This is a genomic window from Pseudomonas sp. S1_E05 (genome assembly GCF_056337105.1).
This window is the reverse complement of record NZ_JBFRHM010000001.1, coordinates 4,591,162-4,612,356: the sequence shown is the minus strand read 5'-3', so window position 1 is coordinate 4,612,356 and position 21,195 is coordinate 4,591,162. Positions and strand designations below refer to the sequence as shown.

The 21,195-nt window shown below is 56.9% G+C and carries 14 protein-coding genes, 2 tRNA genes, 4 rRNA genes and 1 pseudogene; 10 read left to right on the top strand and 11 right to left on the bottom strand.

Translation table 11 applies throughout. The annotated features are described in order from the left end of the window. The first annotated feature begins 28 nt into the window (after nt 1-28). Nucleotides 29-1,255, top strand: a complete 1,227-nt coding sequence (trpB, locus tag AB4N33_RS21195; RefSeq protein ID WP_460119256.1) for a tryptophan synthase subunit beta — start codon at nt 29-31, stop codon at nt 1,253-1,255. Then, a complete protein-coding gene (gene trpA, locus AB4N33_RS21190; protein ID WP_460119254.1) occupies nt 1,255-2,067 on the top strand; it encodes a tryptophan synthase subunit alpha in 813 nt (270 codons plus the stop codon). The genes trpB and trpA overlap by 1 nt, the downstream gene beginning before the upstream one ends. 68 nt (nt 2,068-2,135) lie before the next feature. Here trpA and AB4N33_RS21185 read toward each other — a convergent pair whose 3' ends face one another. The 10 genes and pseudogenes from AB4N33_RS21185 to AB4N33_RS21140 form a co-directional block, all read right to left on the bottom strand. Beyond that, a complete protein-coding gene (locus AB4N33_RS21185; protein ID WP_476458190.1) occupies nt 2,136-4,097 on the bottom strand; it encodes a DUF7844 domain-containing protein in 1,962 nt (653 codons plus the stop codon). Next, complete coding sequence (locus tag AB4N33_RS21180; protein WP_460119250.1) at nt 4,094-4,414, bottom strand: DUF2388 domain-containing protein; 321 nt, start codon at nt 4,412-4,414, stop codon at nt 4,094-4,096. Before AB4N33_RS21180 ends, AB4N33_RS21185 begins: the two co-directional genes overlap by 4 nt. Before the next feature lie 27 nt (nt 4,415-4,441). Further along, on the bottom strand, nt 4,442-4,744 hold the full coding sequence (locus AB4N33_RS21175; RefSeq protein ID WP_460140568.1) for a DUF2388 domain-containing protein: 303 nt from the start codon (nt 4,742-4,744) through the stop codon (nt 4,442-4,444). A 105-nt stretch (nt 4,745-4,849) separates the two neighbouring features. Then, nucleotides 4,850-5,167 (bottom strand): DUF2388 domain-containing protein, encoded by a 318-nt coding sequence (locus AB4N33_RS21170; protein WP_460119246.1) that lies wholly within the window; start codon nt 5,165-5,167, stop codon nt 4,850-4,852. A 389-nt stretch (nt 5,168-5,556) separates the two neighbouring features. Further along, nucleotides 5,557-5,772, bottom strand: coding sequence for a DUF1127 domain-containing protein (locus tag AB4N33_RS21165; RefSeq protein WP_368556419.1), 216 nt, complete (start codon nt 5,770-5,772; stop codon nt 5,557-5,559). 319 nt (nt 5,773-6,091) lie between these two features. Beyond that, on the bottom strand, nt 6,092-7,585 hold the full coding sequence (locus tag AB4N33_RS21160) for an acetyl-CoA hydrolase/transferase family protein (protein WP_460140567.1): 1,494 nt from the start codon (nt 7,583-7,585) through the stop codon (nt 6,092-6,094). 180 nt (nt 7,586-7,765) lie between these two features. Beyond that, complete coding sequence (locus tag AB4N33_RS21155; RefSeq protein WP_460119244.1) at nt 7,766-9,199, bottom strand: NAD(P)(+) transhydrogenase (Re/Si-specific) subunit beta; 1,434 nt, start codon at nt 9,197-9,199, stop codon at nt 7,766-7,768. A 25-nt stretch (nt 9,200-9,224) separates the two neighbouring features. Further along, a pseudogene (locus AB4N33_RS21150) lies at nt 9,225-9,521 on the bottom strand (NAD(P) transhydrogenase subunit alpha part 2); the annotation flags it as partial. 15 nt (nt 9,522-9,536) lie between these two features. Continuing rightward, the gene (locus tag AB4N33_RS21145) at nt 9,537-10,658 is read right to left on the bottom strand and encodes a Re/Si-specific NAD(P)(+) transhydrogenase subunit alpha (RefSeq protein WP_460119240.1); all 1,122 of its coding nucleotides are present in this window, start codon (nt 10,656-10,658) and stop codon (nt 9,537-9,539) included. 432 nt (nt 10,659-11,090) lie between these two features. Continuing rightward, nucleotides 11,091-11,990, bottom strand: coding sequence for a LysR family transcriptional regulator (locus AB4N33_RS21140; protein ID WP_476458189.1), 900 nt, complete (start codon nt 11,988-11,990; stop codon nt 11,091-11,093). A gap of 157 nt (nt 11,991-12,147) precedes the next feature. On the opposite strand from AB4N33_RS21140, the gene AB4N33_RS21135 reads away from it, so the two are divergent. The 8 genes from AB4N33_RS21135 to rrf (AB4N33_RS21100) all read left to right on the top strand — a co-directional run bounded on the left by AB4N33_RS21135 (nt 12,148) and on the right by rrf (AB4N33_RS21100) (nt 20,612). After that, nucleotides 12,148-13,329: an acyl-CoA dehydrogenase gene (locus tag AB4N33_RS21135; protein ID WP_476458188.1), complete on the top strand. Its 1,182-nt coding sequence runs from the start codon at nt 12,148-12,150 to the stop codon at nt 13,327-13,329. Between the two features lie 12 nt (nt 13,330-13,341). Continuing rightward, nucleotides 13,342-14,562, top strand: a complete 1,221-nt coding sequence (locus AB4N33_RS21130) for a CaiB/BaiF CoA transferase family protein (protein ID WP_460119234.1) — start codon at nt 13,342-13,344, stop codon at nt 14,560-14,562. A 611-nt stretch (nt 14,563-15,173) separates the two neighbouring features. Then, nucleotides 15,174-16,710, top strand: a 16S ribosomal RNA gene (locus tag AB4N33_RS21125). Nucleotides 16,711-16,835: 125 nt separating this feature from the next. Continuing rightward, nucleotides 16,836-16,912: transfer RNA gene (locus tag AB4N33_RS21120), tRNA-Ile, on the top strand. Between the two features lie 10 nt (nt 16,913-16,922). Then, nucleotides 16,923-16,998 (top strand) — tRNA-Ala (locus tag AB4N33_RS21115). Between the two features lie 237 nt (nt 16,999-17,235). Further along, nucleotides 17,236-20,129, top strand: a 23S ribosomal RNA gene (locus AB4N33_RS21110). Between the two features lie 146 nt (nt 20,130-20,275). Continuing rightward, nucleotides 20,276-20,391 (top strand): 5S ribosomal RNA (rrf, locus tag AB4N33_RS21105). A gap of 105 nt (nt 20,392-20,496) precedes the next feature. After that, a 5S ribosomal RNA gene (rrf, locus tag AB4N33_RS21100) occupies nt 20,497-20,612 on the top strand. The 16S, 23S and 5S rRNA genes sit together here with 2 tRNA genes alongside, the layout of an rRNA operon. A 96-nt stretch (nt 20,613-20,708) precedes the next feature. Here the strand turns inward: rrf (AB4N33_RS21100) and AB4N33_RS21095 are convergent. After that, entirely contained in the window at nt 20,709-21,176 is a 468-nt protein-coding gene (locus AB4N33_RS21095) for an SRPBCC family protein (protein WP_460140564.1), read from the bottom strand. Nucleotides 21,177-21,195 lie beyond the last annotated feature (19 nt).

Genomic DNA, 21,195 nt, shown 5'->3' with positions numbered 1-21,195 from the left:
CCTCCCACGCATTCAAACGGAGCGACCCATGACCCAGACTAATCTGCGCAACGGCCCCGACACCAACGGCCTGTTTGGCACGTTCGGTGGCCGCTACGTTGCCGAAACCCTGATGCCGTTGATCCTCGACCTGGCCCGTGAATACGAAGCAGCCAAGGAAGATCCGGCGTTCAAGGAAGAACTCGCCTACTTCCAGCGTGACTACGTCGGTCGTCCAAGTCCGCTGTATTTCGCAGAGCGCCTGACCGAGGCCTGTGGCGGCGCGAAGATTTACCTTAAGCGCGAAGAGCTGAATCACACCGGCGCGCACAAGATCAACAACTGCATCGGCCAGATCCTGCTGGCACGTCGCATGGGCAAAAAACGCATCATCGCCGAGACCGGCGCCGGCATGCACGGCGTGGCAACCGCCACCGTGGCCGCACGGTTCGGTCTGGAGTGCGTGATCTACATGGGCACCACCGACATTGAACGCCAGCAGGCCAACGTGTTCCGTATGAAGCTGCTGGGCGCCACGGTGATTCCGGTAGTGGCCGGCACCGGCACCTTGAAGGATGCAATGAACGAAGCCCTGCGTGACTGGGTGACCAACGTCGACAGCACCTTCTACCTGATCGGCACAGTCGCGGGCCCGCATCCTTATCCGGCGATGGTTCGCGACTTCCAGGCGGTCATCGGCAAGGAAACCCGCGACCAATTGCAAGCCCAGGAAGGTCGACTGCCTGACAGTCTGGTGGCTTGCATCGGGGGTGGCTCCAACGCCATGGGCCTGTTCCATCCATTCCTCGATGACACGGGTGTCCAGATCATCGGTGTTGAAGCGGCCGGCTACGGTATTGAAACCGGCAAGCACGCGGCCAGCCTCAATGGCGGTGTTCCGGGTGTGTTGCACGGCAACCGCACCTTCCTGCTACAGGACGACGACGGCCAGATCATCGATGCCCACTCGATTTCCGCCGGCCTCGATTATCCGGGTATCGGTCCGGAACACGCCTGGTTGCATGACATCGGTCGTGTCCAGTACACCTCGGTGACTGACGACGAAGCCCTCGATGCTTTCCACAAATGCTGCCGCCTGGAAGGGATTATTCCAGCACTGGAAAGTGCCCATGCCCTGGCTGAAGTGTTCAAACGCGCGCCCACCCTGCCCAAGGACCACTTGATGGTGGTGAACCTGTCCGGTCGTGGCGACAAAGACATGCAGACCGTGATGCACCACATGGAAAACTCTCAAGCCAAGCAGGAGAAACACTGATGAGCCGCCTGCAAACGCGTTTTGCCGAACTCAAGCAACAGAATCGTGCCGCGCTGGTGACTTTCGTCACCGCTGGCGACCCGAGCTATGACACCTCCCTGGCGATCCTCAAGGGTTTGCCTGCCGCCGGCGCGGATGTGATCGAGCTGGGCATGCCGTTCACCGATCCAATGGCCGACGGTCCGGCGATCCAATTGGCGAATATCCGCGCCCTGGGTGCCAAGCAGAACCTCAAGAAAACCTTGCAGATGGTTCGCGAGTTCCGCCAGGACAACAGCGAAACGCCGCTGGTGCTGATGGGCTATTTCAACCCGATTCACATGTACGGCGTGCCGCGTTTCATTGCCGATGCCAAGGAGGCGGGTGTCGATGGCCTGATCGTGGTCGACATGCCGCCCGAGCACAATGGCGAGCTGTGCGATCCGGCCCAGGCGGCCGGCATCGATTTCATCCGCCTTACCACGCCAACAACGGATGATGCGCGCCTGCCCACCGTGTTGAACGGCAGCTCCGGCTTCGTCTACTACGTATCGGTTGCCGGTGTGACCGGTGCGGGCGCGGCCACACTGGAACACGTTGAGGAGGCCGTAGCACGCCTGCGTCGCCACACCGATTTGCCGATCAGCATCGGTTTCGGCATCCGGACGCCGGAGCAGGCGGCGTCCATCGCGCGTCTGGCTGATGGCGTGGTCGTGGGGTCGGCACTGATCGATCACATCGCCAACGCATCGACGCCCGATCAAGCAGTCGATGGCGTATTGAGCCTGTGCGCGGCGTTGGCCGATGGCGTGCGAAAGGCCCGCATCGATTAAGGCGAGCTACAGTATTTCGTGACACCGGCTCATCGAGGGTCCCAGAACACTGTTCTGGGACCCTTTTTTCATGGCAGTTCCAATCCACCGGCCGCTTTGTGCAACTTGCGCAAATGTTCGCCCACCTGTTTCAGGTTGGCTTCGTTGGCGGCCATCTCGGCGGCACGGCTCGGATCCAGGAGGGCCCGAACTTCTTTGTCGAGATCACCGGTCAGCAGTTGAAGCTGTTTCTGGCGCAGGCTGCTTTCCGATTCCAGGCGCTGCCATTCGTTGGGTTGCGGCAAGCCATAACCGCCGGCGGCCAGCAATTCAGCCGGACGACTGAGGAAGCCGCTGTTGGCGAGGATCTCCTGCAAGGTCGCGTTGGCCTTTTCCATGCCGCCGTTCTTCAGCTCCCGGGCACCGAGGTAGCGTTGCTTCACTTCGTCCTGGGCCAGTACCAACTGCTGGCGGAATGCGGCCTGTTCCAGCAGCAGCAACGCCGCGCTGGTGCGCAAGTCAGCCTGCTCGATCCATGGGCGACGCTCTTCAGCCTTCAGGGACAGCCAGTCCTCAACCTTTTCCTGCTTGATCGGCAGGTGTTTTTTCAGCACGTCGAACATGGCTTGATAGCGATCGCGGAACGAGTCGAAGCGATAGCCCAGGCGCAACGCTTCGCGGGGATCGTCCAGCACGCTGGTGTCTGCCAGCCCTCGGCCCTTGAGCACTTCGAGCAAGCCGTTGGGCATGATGTTGTCGAGTCCGACCAGTTTGGCGTTATTGCTGCCACTGCGCAGCAGTTTCAAGCCTTCCACCGCGCAGTTGTTGGACAGGAAGAAGTAATTGCCGTCGTAGCTCCAGTGCATTTCAGCGGCGTGTTCCACCACGCCCTCGATCTCGTCGCGGGACAGGTTCAGTGGCACCGAGGCGAGGCTGCGCAGTTCGGTTTTGGTGTATTCGTCGATCACCTGGGCCAGGGGCAGGACGAACAGGCGCGACGGATACTTGCCGACCAGCCCGTCCCAGCTCGAGAGTTGCACGTCGCCGACAAAGGCGCGGTAAGACAATACCAGGTGCTGATCCAGATCGAGCCGGCAATCCGGGCCACGGGGGCGCCCCGGTGCACAAATCACCAGGCGCAGCATGCTGTGCCCCCACCGGCTGACCCAGTTCTGGTTGGCCTCGGCCAGCAGATAGTCAACGGCGTACACCCGCTCGGGGTCGACCTGCCCCAGAGGCTGCTTGGCAAAGTCGTTGCCGGCATTGAGGAACGCGAAGGAGCGACTGCAGGTGTCCTTGGCGGCGGGTGCCCAGCCGAAGTGGTCCTTGTAATAGCGATAGAGCGAAGGGCGGCGACAGGCGTAGCTCGGATCGAGCAGGAAATACTCCATGTTGACCGCGACGAATTCCTTGGGGCTGCTCGTTTCGTAGATGTCCGGACTGCGGGCGACCTGGCGGTTGTGTTGTTCACGCTCGCCGCGACGGCCGACGTATTGCGGCCACCCCGCGAGGTCGAGCAGGCGCGGGTCGTCGCTGAGGGTAAAGCGTCGGGCGGATTGGCCCCGGCATTCATCGGGGATGCCGATCAGCCCGGCGCTGTTGCTGCGTCGGGTGCAGCGCTGGATCAGCGTACGCTCCGTGGCCGGCCATAGACGCGAGCGATCATAAATGTGGGTGAGTTCGTGCAGCACCGTCGCCAGCATCTCGCGGCGCACCGTGCCGTGGGGACGATAGGTTTTTTTGCTGGCTGCGCTGCCGTCGGTGAGACTGGCGAGCAGATTGCGATTGAGATCGAGCTCGGACACCAGCGACGCCTGGCCGTAGGCATTGCTTGGCATATCGTCGGTCCAGCCGACGTCGATGCGCCGGTCAAGTTGCTCGATGAAACGCGGCGGTAACGCCTGCATCGCTTCATCCAGCAGTGCCTGGCTGGCCTGTTGTTGAGCAGGGCTCAGGCCATCGGTCTTGAGCCGCAGTTGAAGGTCGGCATGGGCCGTATTGCTCAGCAACAATACGGCCCCGGCCAGTAGCCAGGCATTCAATCGCCTCACAATGCGAGGATGGCTTCGGCGAGTGCGTGATCGCTGGCGTCCCGGGCTTCAGGCACACGGGCGCGCAATACATTGATGGCGGCTTCCAGGTTCGCGCCGCGAATGTCACCGTCGGTGGCGACGAAACTCGCTGCATCGTCATGGGCTTCGCGAACGATTTTCGAGTCACGTATGGACGTGGTCGTGTCGGAGGTGAAGTCCAGGGAGCGCCGGGTGGCGTTGAGGAGCATGTTACTGGTGCCAACCAGGGTGTGCGCCTGGGTGACGTCGGCCAGCAACAACAGGCCGAGGGTGGCAATAATCAGCGGGCTACGCATGGAACGACTCCGGAGGAACAAGATTAACTATTGGACGAGAATCGCCTGCGCCAGTTCAAGGTCGCTTGCATGAAGTTTCGGCTGGGTCCGATGCAGATAATTCAGGGCGGACTCCAGTTGTGCTCCGCGCAATTGGCCGTCACTGGCAATGAATGACGCAGCGTCATCCCGGGCGGCCAGCAGCTTACGATCGAAAGGCGCGGAGGTCACCATACTTGTGGCGTAGCCCGAGGCGACGACACCTTGGGTGGTCAGGTCAAAGGCCTGAGCCGAGCCTGCCCAACAGGCGAAAAGAAACGGTGTGATCAGTAGGTGTTTAGGAAAGATCATGGGACTCGACTGTCGAAAGTGAGTCCCAAGGCTAGCGTAACGCCCGGTCTAGAGCCAGTGCTGAGGTGTGGGGACACCGCATCAGTGTCCCGGAGCGGGTGACGCTCAGATCGTCAGGATGGCTTGGGCCAGCTGTGCATCTGTCGCGTCCAGGCCTGGTGCCTGATGGCGGATGTGGTCCAGTGCGCTTTCCAGCTTCACGCCACGGATGGCGCCTTCGCTGGCGACAAAGCTGGCGGCGTCGTCACGTGCGGCGCGCACGATCTTGTCATCGCGGAACGACGAGGTGACGTCCGAAGTGGCATCGGACGTAGCCTTGAGCGCGCCGACGACAGCATCGGTGGTCACAATGAAGCTGGTGGCATGGGCATTGGCAGCCATGGCAAGCAGGGCGGCAGCACTAAGCAGGCGTAGACGGGGCATGGGGATGACTCCTTTGATTGAGCGGATGGAGAGGTGGCGCAGTATCTGGTGAGTCAGACGCCTGTCACACACTCATCGCCACGTTCTGGCTTGATATTAGGCCTGCCTGCGTCGATTCGCACAGCCCTTGTGTTAAACGCCATCATGGATTGCCAGTGCCGCACGTCAATACGAGTGAAGGCGATGGCCGTTGTCAGACGCGGCAAGCTGCAATTGTACTGGTTCAGTAGATGATCTTAACAAACTGTACCTGTTTCGTGCGTATCCGCTATTTTGGGTTTTCACAGCACCCGAAACGACAAAACCCGTCGTGGTTTCCCACGACGGGTTTTGCTTGTTCAATTCGGGGGCTGGCGGGTGACCCTTGGGTCAGAGCCAGCGACGCTAAATTAGCGCCAGAACGGCTTGGCCAGTTCTTCGTAGCGTTGTGCTTCGCTAATCCCGGCATCGGCCAGCAGACGCGAATCCAAACGAGCCAGTTGATGGCGGCTGGCGATACGACGCTGCCACAACATCAGGTTGGCGATAACACGAAGAGGCAGGGAAGCCTGGGTCTTTGCAGCAGTATCTTCGAAGAACAGCTCGGAACTGAGTGTACGTTCCATGATTGACATCCTTCCGCTTGTGGCGGGATTAGGTAGTGGTTTAACTGATGCCAATGATCCTCTTGTTTGGCCAGTCTCTCTAGATACAGTTCACCTGTAATGTGAGAGACCAGTTAACTGTTTAAAGGTGGTGTACTGGTCCAATTTGAGGCAACTGTACCTGTCTGCACTTATTTAGTGCGTTTTTGCGCTTTTAGGCAAGCATGGTAGGAAAATAGGGTAGGAAATCGCCGGTACAGTAGTACAGTTTTAAGCAGATTGGTGCCGTGCAATAGACAGCTGACGAAACTGTGTTTGCGTCAGCTGCTATCTGTACACGTTACTGGGCGAGCATCTTCCCGGTTTCTTCCAGGTTGATGTGCCAGCTCAGGGCATCGCGCAGGATGTGCGGGGTGTGGCCCCCGAGTGCGCAAGCCGCGGTGAAGTAGTCGTTCAAGGCGGGGCGGTAGTCCGGGTGCACGCAATTATCAATGATCACCCGCGCCCGCTCCCGCGGCGCCAGGCCACGCAAGTCAGCCAGGCCGATTTCGGTGACGAGGATGTCGACATCGTGTTCTGTATGGTCGACGTGGCTGACCATCGGCACCACGCTGGAAATGGCGCCGCCCTTGGCAATCGATTTGGTCACGAAGATCGCGAGGTGAGCGTTACGGGCGAAGTCACCTGAACCGCCAATGCCGTTCATCATCCGCGTACCACACACGTGGGTGGAGTTGACGTTGCCGTAAATATCGAACTCCAGCGCCGTGTTGATGCCGATGATGCCGAGACGGCGCACCACTTCCGGGTGGTTGGAGATTTCCTGCGGGCGCAGGACCAGTTTGTCCTTGTAACGCTCGAGGTTACCGAACACGTCACTGTTGCGACGGCTGGACAAGGTGATCGAGCTGCCCGAGGCAAAACTCAGCTTCCCGGCGTCGATTAGGTCGAAGGTCGAGTCCTGCAGTACTTCGGAGTACATGGTCAGGTCTTCGAACGGCGAGTCGATCAGGCCGCACATCACCGCGTTGGCAATGTTACCAATGCCGGCCTGCAACGGGCCGAGCTTGTTGCTCATGCGGCCGGCCGCCACTTCCTGTTTGAGGAAGCCGATCAGGTGGTCGGCAATGGATTGAGTGTCGGCGTCGGGGGGCGTTACGGTCGAAGGCGAATCCGCCTGGTCGGTGATGACGATGGCGACGATTTTTTCCGGCGGGATTGGAATGGCGGTGCTGCCAATGCGATCGTCGACCTTGGTCAGCGGAATCGGCGTGCGCGTCGGGCGGTAGGTCGGGATGTAGATATCGTGCAAACCTTCCAGATTCGGGTTGTGCGCGAGGTTGATCTCGACGATCACCTGTTTGGCGAAAATCGCGAAGCTAGCCGAGTTACCCACGGAGGTGGTCGGCACGATGTGGCCTTGCTCGGTAATCGCTACGGCCTCAATCACGGCGATATCTGGCAGTTTGAGCTGCTGGTTGCGCAGTTGCTCGACGGTTTCCGACAGGTGCTGGTCGATGAACATGACTTGACCAGCGTTGATTGCCTTGCGCAGTGTGCTGTCGACTTGAAACGGCATGCGTCGCGAAAGGACGCCGGCTTCGGTGAGCTGCTTGTCGAGGTCGTTGCCCAAGCTCGCGCCGGTCATCAGCGTGATCTTGAGGGGTGAGACTTTGGCGCGCTCGGCCAATGCATGGGGCACGGCCTTGGCTTCGCCGGCTCGAGTGAAGCCACTCATGCCGACGGTCATGCCGTCCTCAATCAGAGCAGCAGCGTTTTCTGCGCTCATTACCTTTTCCAACAACGAAGGCAAGCGAATACGTTCACGGTACATGGATTGTTATCTCGGGCAACGAAAGCAAGGTGTGCAGTCTAGTGATTTGGAAAAAAATCCTCGCGCGACCATGGTCGAATGCAGACGTGCGATTTAGAGCCTTTGGTCGGTTTTTGACGGCTAATAAAAAACCCCAGCCTACTAAAGGCTGAGGTTTTTGGTATTGCGCTGGAACAAGTTTTAGTCCACGGCTTTGACCATGTCCTCGATGACTTTCTTGGCGTCGCCAAACACCATCATGGTCTTGTCGAGGTAGAACAGTTCGTTGTCCAGGCCGGCGTAACCGCTGGCCATCGAACGCTTGTTGACGATGACGGTCTTGGCCTTGAACGCTTCGAGGATCGGCATGCCGGCAATCGGCGATTTTGGATCGTTCTTGGCCGCCGGGTTGACCACGTCGTTGGCCCCCAGCACCAGCACCACGTCGGCCTGACCGAACTCGGAGTTGATGTCTTCCATCTCGAACACCTGGTCGTAAGGCACTTCAGCCTCAGCCAGCAGCACGTTCATGTGGCCGGGCATCCGACCGGCGACCGGGTGGATCGCGTACTTCACGGTCACGCCGTGGTGGGTCAGCTTCTCGGTCAGTTCCTTCAATGCGTGCTGGGCACGTGCTACCGCCAGGCCGTAGCCAGGGACGATGATGACGGTGTCGGCGTTGGTCAGCAGGAAGGTTGCATCGTCTGCCGAGCCAGATTTCACCGGCCGTTCTTCCTTGGCGCCGGCAGGACCTGCGTCGGCGGTATTGCCGAAACCACCCAGCAACACATTGAAGAAGGAGCGGTTCATTGCCTTACACATGATGTACGAAAGAATCGCACCGCTGGAGCCTACCAGCGAGCCGGCGATGATCAGCATCGAGTTGTTCAGCGAGAAACCGATCCCCGCCGCTGCCCAGCCCGAGTAGCTGTTGAGCATCGACACCACCACTGGCATGTCGGCGCCGCCAATCGGGATGATGATCAACACGCCCATCACGAAGGCCAGGACAAGCATCAGGGCGAAGGCACCGAGGTTGCCAGTCAACATGAAGGTGATGCCCAGGGCCAGCGTTGCAAGACCCAGCAGCAGGTTCAGCTTGTGCTGGCCGCCGAACTGTACCGGTGCGCCCTGAAACAGGCGGAACTTGTACTTGCCCGACAACTTGCCGAAGGCGATCACGGAGCCCGAGAAGGTGATTGCACCGATCGCCGCGCCCAGGAACAGCTCCAGACGGTTACCGGCCGGAATCGAGTCGCCCAGTTGCTTGACGATGCCCAGCGATTGCGGCTCGACGACGGCGGCAATGGCGATGAACACCGCTGCCAGGCCAATCATGCTGTGCATGAACGCCACCAGCTCCGGCATCTTGGTCATTTCAACGCGCTTGGCCATGATCGAGCCGGCAGTGCCGCCGATCAGCAGGCCGACGATGACGTAGCCGATGCCGGCCGTAGCCAGCTCTGCGCCCAGCTTGTAGATGAGGCCGACCGTGGTCAGGATGGCCAGCGCCATGCCGAGCATGCCGAACAGGTTGCCGCGCCGCGACGTGGTCGGATGCGACAGGCCTTTGAGGGCCTGGATGAAGCAGATCGACGCGATCAAGTAGAGCGTCGTTACGAGGTTCATGCTCATTACTTCGGCGCCTCTTCTTTCGGGGCTTTCGGGGCTTTTTCTTGAACATCTCAAGCATTCTGCGGGTGACCAGAAAGCCACCAAACACGTTCACTGCTGCCAGGGCCACCGCCAGGGTGCCCATGGTCTTGCCCAATGGCGTAACGGTCAGTGCTGCGGCGAGCATGGCGCCGACGATCACAATCGCCGAGATTGCGTTGGTGACAGCCATCAGCGGCGTGTGCAGCGCAGGCGTAACGTTCCAGACCACGTGATAACCGACATAAATCGCCAGCACGAAGATGATCAGGTTGTAGATACCGGGGGAGATAAGCTCTTCCATCGTCTGAATCCCTGCTTAGGCGTTTTTGCGGATGACTTGGCCGTCGCGGCACATCAGGCACGCGGCGACGATGTCGTCTTCGAGGTTGATCTCGAACTGGCCTTCCTTGGTGAAGACCAGCTTGAGGAAGTCCAGCAGGTTGCGGGCATACAGGGCCGAAGCGTCTGCCGCGACTTCACCGGCGAGGTTGGTCGGACCGCAAATGGTCACGCCATGCGCCACTACGACCTGGTCGGCCACGGTCAGCGGACAGTTACCACCCTGGGCGGCCGCGAGGTCGATGACGACCGACCCCGGTTTCATCTGCGCCACGGTGTCCGCGCTGAGCAGCGTCGGCGCCTTACGGCCCGGGATCAACGCGGTGGTAATGACAATGTCGGCCTGCTTGGCGCGCTCGTGCACGGCTTGGGCCTGGCGCTGCATCCAGCTCGCCGGCATCGGGCGTGCGTAACCACCGACACCCACGGCGCACTCACGCTCTTCATCGGTTTCGTAAGGCACGTCGACGAACTTGGCGCCGAGGGATTCGATCTGTTCCTTGACCGCCGGGCGTACGTCGGATGCTTCGATCACCGCACCCAGGCGTTTCGCCGTCGCGATGGCCTGCAGGCCTGCCACGCCGGCGCCGAGAATCAGCACACGCGCCGCTTTCACGGTACCCGCGGCTGTCATCAGCATTGGCATGAAGCGTGGGTAATAGTGAGCCGCCAGCAATACAGCTTTATAGCCGGCAATGTTGGCTTGGGAGGACAGCACATCCAGGCTCTGGGCGCGGGAGGTGCGCGGAGCGGCTTCGAGTGCGAAGGCGGTAATGCCGCACCCAGCCAGTTTGGCGATGGTTTCATTGCTGAACGGGTTGAGCATGCCCACCACGACTGAGCCGCTCTTGATAAGGGCGAGTTCGCTATCGCTGGGGGCGACGACCTTGAGAATCAGCTCGGCACCGAAAGCATCGTTGGCATCGCCGATGGTTGCGCCTGCGGCTTCATAAGCACTGTCGACAACGCTGGCGTTCACGCCGGCGCCGCTTTGAACCGTGACCTTGTGGCCCTGGCTGATCAGCTTCTTGATGGTTTCCGGGGTTGCAGCAACCCGTGTTTCACCCGTCTGGGTTTCGAGAGGAACACCAATGTGCACGTCAAATCTCCTGCGTGATCTTATTGAGTAAACCCAGGCACTTCGGATGGTGCGGCTGGGGCGGCCGATCAGCACGATCCCGCCAAATCAGGACGGGGCGCGGCATTTTGCAGGCGAACTATGTGCCCTTCAAGGGATTATGACGCGTGACGGAAAATTAACTACAAGTCACCCTGTGACCGAATGTCGCAACACGCCGGCTCTATCCCTTACAGGCCATGCCTTTTAAGGATTCTGGCCATAATGAGAAATTTACTCATTGGCTAGGTGAATGAGCCGACATTGACTGGTGATAGAGGCTCAAGGCCACGTTTTATGGCGCTTGTGGGACGTTTGTACTGATTGCGATACAGTCTGCGCATATGCGACAAATACTTATATCTGTAGGGCTTTTAGATTTCTGACTACGAAGTCAATTGCGTGTGAGGCCCTTTATCCTTCTAGGTTGTAGCTTTGTGCCTGGTGTACCAGCCAGTCGCGAAATGCCCTCAATGACGCAGATTCGACTTTTCGATCAGGAATCATCAAGTAATACGCCTTGATGCTGGGCAGCGACTGTCCATTGGCAATCACCAACCGTTTCTCCGCCAGCTCGCGCTGAATCAGGAACGGCGGGATCAAGGCTATTCCCATGTCATGCATGGCGGCCTGGGCCAGCATGGAGAATAGCTCGTAGCGTGGCCCTGTCATGTCGCGCGGGACATTGACGTTCTGCGAGTTGAACCATTGGCGCCAGGCGTATGGTCGAGTGGTCTGTTGCAGCAGGGGCAGCTCGGCTATTTCAGCGACAGTCAGGCCAGCTCTGTTTCCCAGCAGGCGGGGGCTGCAGACCGGCATCGGGTTTTCACCCATCAGTCTGTGGGATTCGGTACCCGACCAGTCGGCATCGCCAAAGTAGATCGCTGCATCGAACTCGGTGTCGGCAAACAGGAACGGGCGGGTGCGGTTAGTGAGATTGACCGTTACCTCCGGATGCTTTTGCTGGAAGTCCTTGAGCCTTGGCAGCAACCATTGGGTGCCGAAGGTTGGCACGACGGCCAGCTCAATCACATTGGTGCCTTGCTGCCCCATCACGGACAAAGTGTCGCGCTCGACGGCATCCAATTGGGTTGCGACCCTGCGGCTGTAGGAAAGACCGGCCTCCGTCAGTTTGACTCCGCGCCGGGAGCGTCGGAACAGTTCCACGCCAAGGAAGTCTTCCAGACTGGCGACCTGTCGGCAAATTGCTCCCTGAGTGAGTGAAAGCTCCTGTGCCGCTTTGGTAAAGCTCTCATGGCGTGCCGCTGCTTCGAAGCTTATCAGCGCTGCGGTGCTGGGGATTTTTCTGCGCATGTACGTCTATCTCACTAATACGTCTCATAAAGGCGGTTATACGATATTTCGGAGTGAGAAATTAGCACAACAGTATGCAAAATCCTCGTTTGCGAACGGGCTGAACCGCGCCTAGGATCAGTCCACGTTATTTGACCTGATTCGAGAGGACACACTCATGGGCAGTAAAGTCAGCTTCAACTGGATCGATCCGCTGCTGCTGGATCAACAGCTCACTGAAGAAGAGCGCATGATTCGCGACACCGCTGAGCAGTTCGCGCAGCAGAAGCTCGCGCCGCGTGTTCTCGAGGCTTTCCGTCATGAGAAGACTGACCCGGCGATTTTTCTCGAGATGGGCGAGGTGGGTCTCCTGGGAGCAACCATCCCCGAGCAGTACGGCGGCAGTGGCCTGAACTATGTCAGCTACGGACTGATTGCCCGTGAAGTCGAACGCGTTGATTCGGGTTACCGCTCGATGATGAGTGTGCAGTCGTCGCTGGTAATGGTGCCGATCAATGAGTTTGGCACTGAAGCGCAAAAGCAGAAGTACCTGCCGAAACTGGCGTCGGGTGAATGGATCGGTTGCTTTGGTCTTACCGAGCCCAACTACGGTTCCGACCCGGGTGCGATGATTACCCGTGCACGCAAAGTGGACGGCGGCTACAGCCTGACCGGCAGCAAGATGTGGATCACCAACAGCCCGATCGCCGATGTGTTTGTGGTCTGGGCCAAGGACGATGCAGGTGATATCCGTGGTTTTGTCCTGGAAAAGGGCTGGAAAGGCCTGAGTGCTCCGGCAATTCACGGCAAGGTTGGCCTGCGCGCGTCCATCACCGGCGAGATCGTCATGGACAACGTATTCGTCCCTGAAGAGAACATCTTCCCTGACGTCCGCGGCTTGAAGGGGCCTTTTACCTGCCTCAACTCCGCACGCTACGGTATTTCCTGGGGCGCACTGGGGGCTGCCGAGTTCTGCTGGCACACCGCTCGCCAATACACATTGGACCGTCAGCAGTTCGGTCGCCCATTGGCCGCTACTCAGCTGATTCAGAAGAAGCTGGCTGACATGCAGACCGAAATCACCATGGCGCTGCAGGGTTGCCTGCGTTTGGGGCGTATGAAGGATGAAGGTACGGCCGCGGTCGAAATCACTTCGATGATGAAGCGCAACTCCTGCGGCAAGTCCCTGGACATCGCCCGGATGGCGCGTGACATGCTGGGTGGCAACGGTATCTCGGATGAGTTCGGCGTGGCCCGTCACCTGGTGAACCTGGAGGTGGTGAACACTTATGAAGGTACGCATGACGTCCACGCGCTGATCCTCGGTCGTGCGCAAACCGGCCTTCAAGCGTTCTATTAATAGGAGAAGGCCATGGGCGCGCTTTCGCATCTGCGGGTACTGGATTTATCGCGAGTGCTGGCCGGGCCTTGGTCTGGTCAGATATTGGCGGACCTTGGCGCCGAGGTGATCAAGGTCGAGCGCCCTGGCAGTGGTGACGATACGCGTGCCTGGGGGCCCCCTTTCCTCAAGGATGCCTACGGCGAGAACACCAGCGAGGCGGCCTATTACCTGTCGGCCAATCGCAACAAGCAGTCGGTGACCATCGACTTCACCCGTCCTGAAGGGCAGAAGCTGGTGCGCGAGCTGGCGGCCAAGTCGGACATTTTGATTGAGAATTTCAAGGTCGGTGGTTTGGCGGCTTATGGGCTCGATTATGAAGCGCTCAAGGGGCTCAATCCGAACCTGATCTATTGCTCGATCACCGGGTTTGGTCAGACGGGTCCTTACGCAAAGCGCGCCGGTTATGACTTCATGATCCAGGGGCTGGGCGGTTTGATGAGCCTGACGGGGCTGCCCGAGGGGGCGGACGGGGCTGGGCCCGTGAAGGTGGGCGTGGCGCTCACCGACATCCTGACGGGACTCTATTCGAGCGTCGCGATTCTGGCCGCCCTTGCGCATCGCGATCAGGGGGGCGGCGGCCAGCATATCGACATGGCATTGCTGGATGTTCAGGTGGCGTGCCTGGCCAACCAGGCAATGAACTATCTGGCGACAGGTAACGCGCCCAAGCGCTTGGGGAATGCGCATCCAAACATCGTGCCTTATCAGGATTTTCCTACGGCGGATGGTGATTTCATCCTGACGGTGGGTAACGATGGGCAGTTCCGCAAATTTGCTGAGGTCGCCGGTCAGCCGCAATGGGCGGATGACTCGCGTTTTGCCAGCAACAAGCAACGGGTGGCCAATCGGGCGGTGCTGATTCCGTTGATTCGCCAGGCTACGGTCTTCAAAACCACCGCTGAATGGGTGGCACAGTTGGAGCAGGCGGGTGTGCCTTGTGGTCCGATCAATGATCTGGCTCAGGTGTTTGCCGACCCCCAGGTGAAGTCGCGTGGGTTGGCGATCGAGCTGCCTCATGCGTTGGCTGGGAAAGTGCCACAGGTGGCGAGCCCGATCCGCTTGTCCGAGACCCCGGTGGAGTATCGTCGTGCGCCTCCGCTGCTGGGGGAGCACACCCTTGAAGTGCTGCAGCGAGTGTTGGGATTGGACGCTGATGCGGTCGCGTCCTTTAAGGAGGCCGGGGTGCTTTGAGTTGTTCTTCTATATAGAGGAACAGGTGGTTTTCCGGCTTTGTGCAAGTTATTGATAGAAATGTAAAAAAAGGTGTTGACGGCAGATTTCAGAAGTCTATAATTCGCCCCGCTTCCGGCGCAGTCGAAACGGAAAACTCCTTGGTAAACAACGAGTTACGCGGTTTTCGGCAGTGTTCAGCTTCAGATCATCGAAGCCTGGAAGGAGTCGGTCAGGCAGGGAGTTGTCGCTTGATAGGCGGTTCGATCTTCTCGGTCGAAAGCGGTGAAAAAGAGGTGTTGACAGCAGCGTGTAACGCTGTAGAATTCGCCTCCCGCTGACGAGAGATCGGAAGCGCAAGTGGTTGAAGTTGCAGAGGAAACTTTGAAAACTTCTTAAGATAACCGCTTGACAGATACACCAGGCGCTGTAAAATGCGCGCCTCGGTTGAGACGAAAGCTCTTAACCAACCGCTCTTTAACAACTGAATCAAGCAATTCGTGTGGGTGCTTGTGGAGTCAGACTGCTAGTCAACAGATTATCAGCATCACAAGTTACTCCGCGAGAAATCAAAGATGTAACCAACGATTGCTGAGCCAAGTTTAGGGTTTTCTCAAAACCCAAAGATGTTTGAACTGAAGAGTTTGATCATGGCTCAGATTGAACGCTGGCGGCAGGCCTAACACATGCAAGTCGAGCGGTAGAGAGAAGCTTGCTTCTCTTGAGAGCGGCGGACGGGTGAGTAATGCCTAGGAATCTGCCTGGTAGTGGGGGATAACGTCCGGAAACGGACGCTAATACCGCATACGTCCTACGGGAGAAAGCAGGGGACCTTCGGGCCTTGCGCTATCAGATGAGCCTAGGTCGGATTAGCTAGTTGGTGAGGTAATGGCTCACCAAGGCGACGATCCGTAACTGGTCTGAGAGGATGATCAGTCACACTGGAACTGAGACACGGTCCAGACTCCTACGGGAGGCAGCAGTGGGGAATATTGGACAATGGGCGAAAGCCTGATCCAGCCATGCCGCGTGTGTGAAGAAGGTCTTCGGATTGTAAAGCACTTTAAGTTGGGAGGAAGGGTTGTAGATTAATACTCTGCAATTTTGACGTTACCGACAGAATAAGCACCGGCTAACTCTGTGCCAGCAGCCGCGGTAATACAGAGGGTGCAAGCGTTAATCGGAATTACTGGGCGTAAAGCGCGCGTAGGTGGTTTGTTAAGTTGGATGTGAAAGCCCCGGGCTCAACCTGGGAACTGCATTCAAAACTGACAAGCTAGAGTATGGTAGAGGGTGGTGGAATTTCCTGTGTAGCGGTGAAATGCGTAGATATAGGAAGGAACACCAGTGGCGAAGGCGACCACCTGGACTGATACTGACACTGAGGTGCGAAAGCGTGGGGAGCAAACAGGATTAGATACCCTGGTAGTCCACGCCGTAAACGATGTCAACTAGCCGTTGGGGACCTTGAGTCTTTAGTGGCGCAGCTAACGCATTAAGTTGACCGCCTGGGGAGTACGGCCGCAAGGTTAAAACTCAAATGAATTGACGGGGGCCCGCACAAGCGGTGGAGCATGTGGTTTAATTCGAAGCAACGCGAAGAACCTTACCAGGCCTTGACATCCAATGAACTTTCCAGAGATGGATTGGTGCCTTCGGGAGCATTGAGACAGGTGCTGCATGGCTGTCGTCAGCTCGTGTCGTGAGATGTTGGGTTAAGTCCCGTAACGAGCGCAACCCTTGTCCTTAGTTACCAGCACGTTATGGTGGGCACTCTAAGGAGACTGCCGGTGACAAACCGGAGGAAGGTGGGGATGACGTCAAGTCATCATGGCCCTTACGGCCTGGGCTACACACGTGCTACAATGGTCGGTACAGAGGGTTGCCAAGCCGCGAGGTGGAGCTAATCCCACAAAACCGATCGTAGTCCGGATCGCAGTCTGCAACTCGACTGCGTGAAGTCGGAATCGCTAGTAATCGCGAATCAGAATGTCGCGGTGAATACGTTCCCGGGCCTTGTACACACCGCCCGTCACACCATGGGAGTGGGTTGCACCAGAAGTAGCTAGTCTAACCTTCGGGAGGACGGTTACCACGGTGTGATTCATGACTGGGGTGAAGTCGTAACAAGGTAGCCGTAGGGGAACCTGCGGCTGGATCACCTCCTTAATCGACGACTCAGCTGCTCCATGAGCTCCCACACGAATTGCTTGATTCATTGAAGAAGACGATTAGAAGCAGCTCCAAGCTTAAAGCTGCAAGCTTCAAGTTTGATTGCGCTAAGCATCAAAATTGGGTCTGTAGCTCAGTTGGTTAGAGCGCACCCCTGATAAGGGTGAGGTCGGCAGTTCGAATCTGCCCAGACCCACCAATTTTGTTATGGGGCCATAGCTCAGCTGGGAGAGCGCCTGCCTTGCACGCAGGAGGTCAGCGGTTCGATCCCGCTTGGCTCCACCATTAACTGCTTCTACTTGTTAGAGTTTAGAAATGAATATTCCGTTGTGAATATTGATTTCTAGTCTTTGATTAGATCGTTCTTTAAAAATTTGGGTATGTGATAGAAAGATAGACTGAACGTTACTTTCACTGGTAACGGATCAGGCTAAGGTAAAATTTGTGAGTGACTCTTAAGAGTTTTGCGAATTTTCGGCGAATGTCGTCTTCACAGTATAACCAGATTGCTTGGGGTTATATGGTCAAGTGAAGAAGCGCATACGGTGGATGCCTTGGCAGTCAGAGGCGATGAAAGACGTGGTAGCCTGCGAAAAGCTTCGGGGAGTCGGCAAACAGACTTTGATCCGGAGATGTCTGAATGGGGGAACCCAGCCATCATAAGATGGTTATCTTAAGCTGAATACATAGGCTTAAGAGGCGAACCAGGGGAACTGAAACATCTAAGTACCCTGAGGAAAAGAAATCAACCGAGATTCCCTTAGTAGTGGCGAGCGAACGGGGACTAGCCCTTAAGTGGCTTTGAGATTAGCGGAACGCTCTGGAAAGTGCGGCCATAGTGGGTGATAGCCCTGTACGCGAAAGTCTCTTAGTCATGAAATCGAGTAGGACGGAGCACGAGAAACTTTGTCTGAATATGGGGGGACCATCCTCCAAGGCTAAATACTACTGACTGACCGATAGTGAACTAGTACCGTGAGGGAAAGGCGAAAAGAACCCCGGAGAGGGGAGTGAAATAGATCCTGAAACCGTATGCGTACAAGCAGTGGGAGCAGACTTTGTTCTGTGACTGCGTACCTTTTGTATAATGGGTCAGCGACTTATATTCAGTGGCGAGCTTAACCGAATAGGGGAGGCGTAGCGAAAGCGAGTCTTAATAGGGCGTTTAGTCGCTGGGTATAGACCCGAAACCGGGCGATCTATCCATGGGCAGGTTGAAGGTTAGGTAACACTGACTGGAGGACCGAACCGACTACCGTTGAAAAGTTAGCGGATGACCTGTGGATCGGAGTGAAAGGCTAATCAAGCTCGGAGATAGCTGGTTCTCCTCGAAAGCTATTTAGGTAGCGCCTCATGTATCACTGTAGGGGGTAGAGCACTGTTTCGGCTAGGGGGTCATCCCGACTTACCAAACCGATGCAAACTCCGAATACCTACAAGTGCCGAGCATGGGAGACACACGGCGGGTGCTAACGTCCGTCGTGAAAAGGGAAACAACCCAGACCGTCAGCTAAGGTCCCAAAGTTATGGTTAAGTGGGAAACGATGTGGGAAGGCTTAGACAGCTAGGAGGTTGGCTTAGAAGCAGCCACCCTTTAAAGAAAGCGTAATAGCTCACTAGTCGAGTCGGCCTGCGCGGAAGATGTAACGGGGCTCAAACCATACACCGAAGCTACGGGTATCATCTTCGGATGATGCGGTAGAGGAGCGTTCTGTAAGCCTGTGAAGGTGAGTTGAGAAGCTTGCTGGAGGTATCAGAAGTGCGAATGCTGACATGAGTAACGACAATGGGTGTGAAAAACACCCACGCCGAAAGACCAAGGTTTCCTGCGCAACGTTAATCGACGCAGGGTTAGTCGGTCCCTAAGGCGAGGCTGAAAAGCGTAGTCGATGGAAAACAGGTTAATATTCCTGTACTTCTGGTTATTGCGATGGAGGGACGGAGAAGGCTAGGCCAGCTTGGCGTTGGTTGTCCAAGTTTAAGGTGGTAGGCTGGAATCTTAGGTAAATCCGGGATTCTAAGGCCGAGAGCTGATGACGAGTGTTCTTTTAGAACACGAAGTGGTTGATGCCATGCTTCCAAGAAAAGCTTCTAAGCTTCAGGTAACCAGGAACCGTACCCCAAACCGACACAGGTGGTTGGGTAGAGAATACCAAGGCGCTTGAGAGAACTCGGGTGAAGGAACTAGGCAAAATGGCACCGTAACTTCGGGAGAAGGTGCGCCGGTGAGGGTGAAGGACTTGCTCCGTAAGCCCATGCCGGTCGAAGATACCAGGCCGCTGCGACTGTTTATTAAAAACACAGCACTCTGCAAACACGAAAGTGGACGTATAGGGTGTGACGCCTGCCCGGTGCCGGAAGGTTAATTGATGGGGTTAGCTAACGCGAAGCTCTTGATCGAAGCCCCGGTAAACGGCGGCCGTAACTATAACGGTCCTAAGGTAGCGAAATTCCTTGTCGGGTAAGTTCCGACCTGCACGAATGGCGTAACGATGGCGGCGCTGTCTCCACCCGAGACTCAGTGAAATTGAAATCGCTGTGAAGATGCAGTGTATCCGCGGCTAGACGGAAAGACCCCGTGAACCTTTACTATAGCTTTGCACTGGACTTTGAATTTGCTTGTGTAGGATAGGTGGGAGGCTTTGAAGCGTGGACGCCAGTTCGCGTGGAGCCATCCTTGAAATACCACCCTGGCAACTTTGAGGTTCTAACTCAGGTCCGTTATCCGGATCGAGGACAGTGTATGGTGGGTAGTTTGACTGGGGCGGTCTCCTCCTAAAGAGTAACGGAGGAGTACGAAGGTGCGCTCAGACCGGTCGGAAATCGGTCGTAGAGTATAAAGGCAAAAGCGCGCTTGACTGCGAGACAGACACGTCGAGCAGGTACGAAAGTAGGTCTTAGTGATCCGGTGGTTCTGTATGGAAGGGCCATCGCTCAACGGATAAAAGGTACTCCGGGGATAACAGGCTGATACCGCCCAAGAGTTCATATCGACGGCGGTGTTTGGCACCTCGATGTCGGCTCATCACATCCTGGGGCTGAAGCCGGTCCCAAGGGTATGGCTGTTCGCCATTTAAAGTGGTACGCGAGCTGGGTTTAGAACGTCGTGAGACAGTTCGGTCCCTATCTGCCGTGGACGTTTGAGATTTGAGAGGGGCTGCTCCTAGTACGAGAGGACCGGAGTGGACGAACCTCTGGTGTTCCGGTTGTCACGCCAGTGGCATTGCCGGGTAGCTATGTTCGGGAAAGATAACCGCTGAAAGCATCTAAGCGGGAAACTTGCCTCAAGATGAGATCTCACTGGAACCTTGAGTTCCCTGAAGGGCCGTCGAAGACTACGACGTTGATAGGTTGGGTGTGTAAGCGCTGTGAGGCGTTGAGCTAACCAATACTAATTGCCCGTGAGGCTTGACCATATAACACCCAAGCAATTTGAGTCGAAAGGCCAGATTGCGGTGTTGTGAAGACGAAACGAACCGAAAGTTTGCGACTCACAAAGCACCGAAAGTCATCACATACCCGATTCGCTGGAATGTCGAAAGACACGTCAGCTCAAGAATTTCTTGACGACCATAGAGCATTGGAACCACCTGATCCCATCCCGAACTCAGTAGTGAAACGATGCATCGCCGATGGTAGTGTGGGGTTTCCCCATGTGAGAGTAGGTCATCGTCAAGATTAAATTCCGAAACCCCAATTGCGAAAGCAGTTGGGGTTTTGTTTTAGTAGAAGTCACCCATTTTACTGGCACGCTACATTCGTAACGGACCGGTCACAGAATTTCTTGACGACCATAGAGCATTGGAACCACCTGATCCCATCCCGAACTCAGTAGTGAAACGATGCATCGCCGATGGTAGTGTGGGGTTTCCCCATGTGAGAGTAGGTCATCGTCAAGATTAAATTCCCAAACCCCTGTTTGCTAACGCAAACAGGGGTTTTGTTTTTTCGGGGTCTGTAAACAGCGAAGGAAGCAGTAGTGCTGAAGCAGTGCCCTACACGAACCGCTTCAACACATTGCCCATCGCGTCATCGGCAAATCCCTGCACGAAATCCTTGAACCCAGGTAAAGCCTCCGCACCACCTTGTGCAGGCTCGGCCATGATGGTCCACGTGGCTCGGCACTGGTTTTCATCGAGCATCTCAACTGCCATTGCAGCCCATAACTTGCCCACGCCCAGCGTGTTGTAGATCGTGGTCCAGGTCATGTACCGCTCCTGGTCATTGCGCGAGTTGAGTTGTTCGACCACCAGGTTGCCATCCTTGAAGAACTTCTTGCGCAGGGAAGAGACACCTTCTCCGGTCATTTCGATGTGGGACAGCGCCGGGATGAATCGGTCGAAGCCGGCAAAGTCGCCGACCAGCGCCCAGACAGATTCGGCCTGCGCCGGGACGTCCACAGACGACACAACGTGGCAGCCTTGAGGGTTTTGGATCAGGGTATCGGGTTGCAGGGTTTTCATGGTTTCGCTCCGTTTGGAT